The organism is Vibrio sp. 1F279, assembly GCF_041439815.1.
Taxonomy (GTDB): domain Bacteria; phylum Pseudomonadota; class Gammaproteobacteria; order Enterobacterales; family Vibrionaceae; genus Vibrio; species Vibrio tasmaniensis_A.
Genome location: NZ_JBGOOU010000081.1, coordinates 1 through 5,714, shown reverse-complemented (window position 1 = coordinate 5,714; position 5,714 = coordinate 1). Strand labels below are relative to the sequence as shown.

The 5,714-nt window shown below is 42.9% G+C and carries 4 protein-coding genes; all 4 read left to right on the top strand.

Annotated elements, in window-relative coordinates; all coding sequences use genetic code 11:
• Positions 1–63: 63 nt before the first annotated feature.
• Positions 64–1,335, top strand: a complete 1,272-nt coding sequence (locus ACED60_RS25105; RefSeq protein ID WP_371728691.1) for a nucleotidyltransferase — start codon at positions 64–66, stop codon at positions 1,333–1,335.
• Between the two features lies 1 nt (position 1,336).
• A complete protein-coding gene (locus tag ACED60_RS25100) occupies positions 1,337–3,337 on the top strand; it encodes a ThiF family adenylyltransferase (protein WP_371728690.1) in 2,001 nt (666 codons plus the stop codon).
• A 3-nt stretch (positions 3,338–3,340) separates the two neighbouring features.
• Positions 3,341–3,535 (top strand): Mov34/MPN/PAD-1 family protein, encoded by a 195-nt coding sequence (locus ACED60_RS25095; protein ID WP_371728689.1) that lies wholly within the window; start codon positions 3,341–3,343, stop codon positions 3,533–3,535.
• Positions 3,536–3,730: 195 nt separating this feature from the next.
• Entirely contained in the window at positions 3,731–5,326 is a 1,596-nt protein-coding gene (locus ACED60_RS25090) for an SAVED domain-containing protein (protein ID WP_371728688.1), read from the top strand.
• Positions 5,327–5,714 lie beyond the last annotated feature (388 nt).

The following is a 5,714-nucleotide window of genomic DNA, read 5'->3' as shown; positions in this document are numbered from 1 at the left end:
GAAACTCATTCTACAATTTATCCGGAAATCAAGCTCATCTAAGCGGAGAAGAGCCCTTCTAGTATGGAAAAGTTGTTTACAGCGCGCCCGGTATTAGTGGTGCAGGTCAACCGATTTCTGTGGCTCTCTTGTACAGTTTGTCTTTTTTCTATCCAGCCACTTGAAGTTGACTGTATGCATCCCCATATACTACCTGACTCATTCTATCACCAGGGAGATCTGTTCTCAATGCCTATTCAAAACCATTTCAACAAGTTCAATAAGAAAATCTACCTAACCAGCCACTCAGAAGGATATAAAAAGGCAAAGAAAAAAGATAAAAGCATTTTCGAGGAAATCAAAATCGCTTTCAAAGAGGCAGGCTACCCTGTAATCGACTCATTCATGCAAGGATCATTTGCTGTTAACACTGCCATTAACAGTCTGGATGGTGATTTTGACATAGATCGCGCAATCGTCATTGATGCAGAGAAAGCACCAGAAGATCCTCTTGCTCCAAAGAAAGTCATAAAAGAAGTGCTGGATAAGCGGAATTTCAAGGATCCGAGAATCAAAAAGCCGTGCGTTACAGCGGACTACAAATCAATCAACCTGCATATTGACTATACCATATACAAAAAAGAGACCTCTTTTTTTGGCGATGATACCTACTACCTAGCTGTCGGTAAAAATGGTTCCAGTGATGAGCACAAGGAATGGTCAGAAGCTGATCAGAAAGGACTTATTGAGTGGATCGATAGCGTTGATGACTTTGTTTTTGGGGCTACAGTAAAACGCAAGCAGCTTAAACGTCTGATCCGCTACATAAAACGCTGGAGAGATGTGAACTTTAATTCTGAAGAGGTAAGAAAGAAGGTCTTCTCCATTGGCCTAACCGTCATGCTGAAAGAGCAATATAGCCCTAACTCGCTGTCAGCCGAGGTGGATGACGATCTACAGGCGTTGAAAAGCACGGTTGAGGCAATTCTTGATGCTGACTACATTTCAGCTCCATGGGGAAGAGACGATTATCGCGTATATGTCAAGTTACCAAAAAAACCGAAACGCGATATTTTCCAACACAAGGTGGAAGGTGGGCACGCCGATGGTAGTGATTTAAATGTCGGTGCCCAACTTAGAAACAAGCTGCTCAAGCTTCAAGAGGACCTTCAGAAAGCCTCGGACGAGACGGACGAAGTAGAACAGTGCAAAATCTTGAATAGGATGTTTGGCGACGATTTCAAGGTGCCCAAGCAAGAAAAGCAATCATCATCCAAGGCTGCTTCATCGCTAACGGCTGCGGGGGTCGCCCCCCTCAGCACGGCAGGAGCTTCCGGTACATCGCAAGGTGCATAACGTGGACTACGCATCTGTTCTAGAATATTTCCTCGACAGTGAATTTGAAGTTCAGCCCTCTAGCTACTCGGATCTGGATACACTTTCTGTCTGCGTAGAAATTGATGGCCGCCTTGTCAGTTTGGTGCATTTCTGCGTTGATGAATTACAGCAGTTACCGCACTTTTTTTTAAAGGACCCTGCATCTTTCGGGGTCTTGGCCCACGTTCTGACATCTCAAAATTTCGGAGGGCTTGGCTCAATTTGTGTGAATCACCTGGACTCCGTATCAGTCAACTTTGAAAGGCCAGAACTGGCCTTCGAGGAATCCATAAGACGGCATGTTGAATTGCTACGCTCACTCATTACAGATTCCGAATTTAACCAGAGTGAGTTGCTTAGGGAATTCAGCACAAATTGGTACACAAACACTAAGGGCATGATGAGCAAATCGGCAAAGACACTGTACTGCACGTCATGCGTAGCCAATTTTACTCAACTGGATATTTACAAACCTATTTCACCAGATAGCGTTATGAGCATTTCCGCATCTTTCACAGCCCTGCCATATGAGGGGAATGATCAAAATGTGGCACGCTTTTTCAAGATAGGTTCACGGCAGCAACAAAAAGATGCCGCTGGCTGTATCCTTCCGCTGCAATCCATAGACCCGGTTATTCCTCACAATACTGACGGATTGAAAACATGGTTGCTGGACGCCCTCCAAAGGCTCCCTCATGAAACAAAAAGTAGGGCAGACAAGGAGATGTTTCCTATCAGAGCTAAAGAGTTCTGGCTAGTGCTGAACATAGTAACACCATCAGGCAAAGCCTGGATTGGGGTAAAACTCAGTTTGGATAAGAAGCGGGCATTTCCCCTTACCTTTGAAAAAATGAGGTTGTGGAAGATCGAGCCAATCTTTGTTGAGGTCTTCAACAAAGAACTCATGTTGCCACGTAGTGGTGCCAACCCATCTCTTGATAACAAGAAAGTATTGCTGATTGGCTGTGGTTCGGTAGGAAGTGAAATAGCACATAAGCTGGGAGCAGCAGGAATTGGCCGTATTGATATTGCAGATCCGGACAGGTTTAGTACGTCTAACTTGTATCGTCATACCCTCGACGGCAACATGACCGACTGGCCGAAAGCTCTTGCTGTAGCCTTTCAGTTGCAAGCAAAGTTTCCATGGCTGAAAGCAGATGGTTACCGCAACTCTTTACTCGATTACAGAAAGCACGATGTTTTAAGTGCTTATGATCTCGTCGTCATCGCCATAGGCGCGCCGACCCATGAACGCCTGTTCCACGATTATCTTGTGAAATCGGGTGTCAAAGTCCCTGTAATATATAGCTGGCTTGAAGGATACGGAATCGGCGGACATGCAGTTCTAGACATTCTGCGTCAACCGGGGTGTTTGCGATGTGCGTATGTTGAGCCGAATACTGGGGTACGCGGTTTAGCATCTAACCTCAATTTCATAGAACCCGACCAGAATGTAGTTAAAAACTACGCTGGCTGTGGTGAGATGTTTATCCCTTATGGCGCAATCAGCTCCACACAAACAGCTCTTATCGCAGCAGATCTGGCTGTCGGATATCTGGAAGGGAAGTTGACTGAGTCAAAGAAAGTTAGCTGGAAAGGCGATAGCGCAGATGCAGAGCGCGAAGGGCTCAATCTCACTCCAAGATATCAAACTTTCACATCCTCTTTAAAGAAGCAACCCTTACGGCATCCTCTGTGTGACATATGCCAGCCAAAGGAGTTCATCACCTATCAAAGCAAGTGTGGAAAGCGCCTTTACCTCCCTCAGACTCTTCATCAAAAGTTGTGTACCTACCGGCAAGAAGAGCCAGCATCAGTTGAGTCAGCTGGACTTCTCATTGGGTATTACAACCGGAACGGTGAAGTCTTGATAGATACCTTGACTACTCCAAAAGCATCCGATCAAAGAACCCGGACGACGTTCAAGCTGGATTCACAGGCTCACCAGGCAGAAATTGAAGAAGCCTACACCGCATCATAACAGTTGTTGGGCTACGTTGGAACCTGGCACACTCACCCCCAAGACGTGCCGCGCCCCTCAAGCCCTGATAAAACTGACTGGCGAACCCATGAACAGGACAACTCCGATCGCCCACTGTTTTTTATTGTCGTAGGCATAAAAACAACGTCGGTCTACACCCTGGAAAAGGGGAAAGTCATCGAACTATCGATCGTTTAGGAGGAACATTGCTAACTATATGGAAATGCTGTAAATGACTGTTCTATATTGTCGTGCTGAACGTCGACTTTGAAAATGACTATGATGCTAAATACGCAATCCGGAATGGTAACTTTCTTGTTATTGTTGGTAGTAGACAAGTAAATATTAACCTCAACATAAATAATAAATTTGAAAAATTATCGAGGAAAGTAAATGGCTAATAAAGTTGATCCGTTTTGTAATCAGGCAGCGAGTTCTCCAATTGATTCACTGGATAATTTTAATCAATACCACAAAAACCTTAAGAAGCTAGTAAGCTGGAATGATGTGGGAATTCTGACTGACAACGATGATAAAAATACAATCATTCTACTTAGCCTTAATGAAGAAGTAGTAGCTACGCTAAGGTTATGTCTAAAACCACGTGACACTGCAAACTGTCTAGCAAATTTATCTGAAAGCAAAAGTGTGATTACATACAGAAATATCCAAGGTTATCAAATAACGAGCTACGATCTGTTAACGCTAGACTCAATAAGTGGTATCTGGATTAAAGCGTGGCAACAAAGCGCTAATTTATCGATCGATGAACTAGAGAATTTATTCGTCCGCTTCGAGGATGATCGGAAACTAAAAGGCAGAGGGAAAGACTTCACTGTAGATACCAAAAATACTGTATGGAGAGAAAGCTATGGTCGCTGCATGTTCACCGGATGTGGTGAAAAGTTAGACCATGATACTATTTCAGGGACGACTGGAAACTATGCTTATTTAGCCCATAACGTTGCGTCTTCTGAGCAAGGTGCCAGAGGGGTCACAGAACTGTCTAATAAGCTTTCCAACAATCCTGACAACGTTTTACTTCTATGTGACAAGCACCATAGACTTATAGATAAAGTAGCTGCAAGCGACTACACCGCACCAATGTTATCAGCAATGAAAAAAGAGTTTAGTATTGTTGCTAATAGCTTACTGGACGGCCTAAAATACCAGCCAATTCCAGTTTATGCAGTACTATGGCCAGTAAACTCTCAAACTGTTTCGCCACCATCATATCTTCAGGTTGCCAGTAGCCTCTCCAGAATTAAACGCCGAATGCATGAACAGATGAACATTCTGAGCAACAATGAAGACTTATTGATTGATTCCCCAGATATATTTTGGCAATTGATGCCTAGTGTAATTCAAAGTGCAGCAGACAAGATCATTCAACAAACAAAGGGTTGTGGCTTCAATGCTGCTTTATTTGGCTTCGGACCAACATCTTCACTTATTGGATTAGGAGCTAAATTGGGTAATAAAAATGATGTAACACCTATGTTACGTTTTAGGGAAGGTGGGAACTGGTCTTGGCCTAGTGAAGTAGCTGTAGGTGCTTTTTATGAAATAGAAGGTCTAAACGATTTAACAGAAAATACTGACATCATCATAAACATCGCCTTAACTGCCGAGCCAGAAAGTCTTCTTGGTGCTTCAAAAGCTTTAAGTGGTAATAAAAACACTCAGATCATCACTATAAGAGCCAAAGAAAAATATATGGGTAACGGTGCAATTCCACACCCTGAAGACGGAAAAGCTTTGACTGCCGAACTTCAGTCTATTTTTCACAAACTAAAATCTGATTATAGCATTCAAACCATACACTTATTTACTTGTGCTTCAAACGCTGCGGCTGTTTTCATTGGTCAGGCTTATGATACTCACCACCCAGAAGTTATCATTTATGATTTTGATAGCAGTACAATGGTGCCAAGGCTGCAATTGAAGAATGAGAACCATAAATGCCAAGTATCAGTTTTTCAACAGTAAACGTTGTACATGAAAAGTAGTCCTTAATCATACATGAGAAGCGCATAGGGCTAATTTTTTATTAATCCGAGAAGGTACTTGAAAATTTGTGACGGTTTCAGGTTATTTTTCGCCTAATTTCGCTTGTCAGCCATTATCACTTTCATTAGGCACGAAGTGCCTATTTAGTCAAACTTTCAGATAACTTTTAATATGGCAAAAGACCATGAACTGCATGTAAACGAGTATTTGCACTAAGCCATTTTGGGGCATAAACGTTTTAGAGTAGTGGCACTAAGGCGTGTAGTGGCACTAAGGCGCCACTCCCAAAAAGTGGCTTTATAGTGATTCAAAATAACTACCAACTCAAAAAATCCAACTCAGCTCTAATATCACTTATCTGCTCATC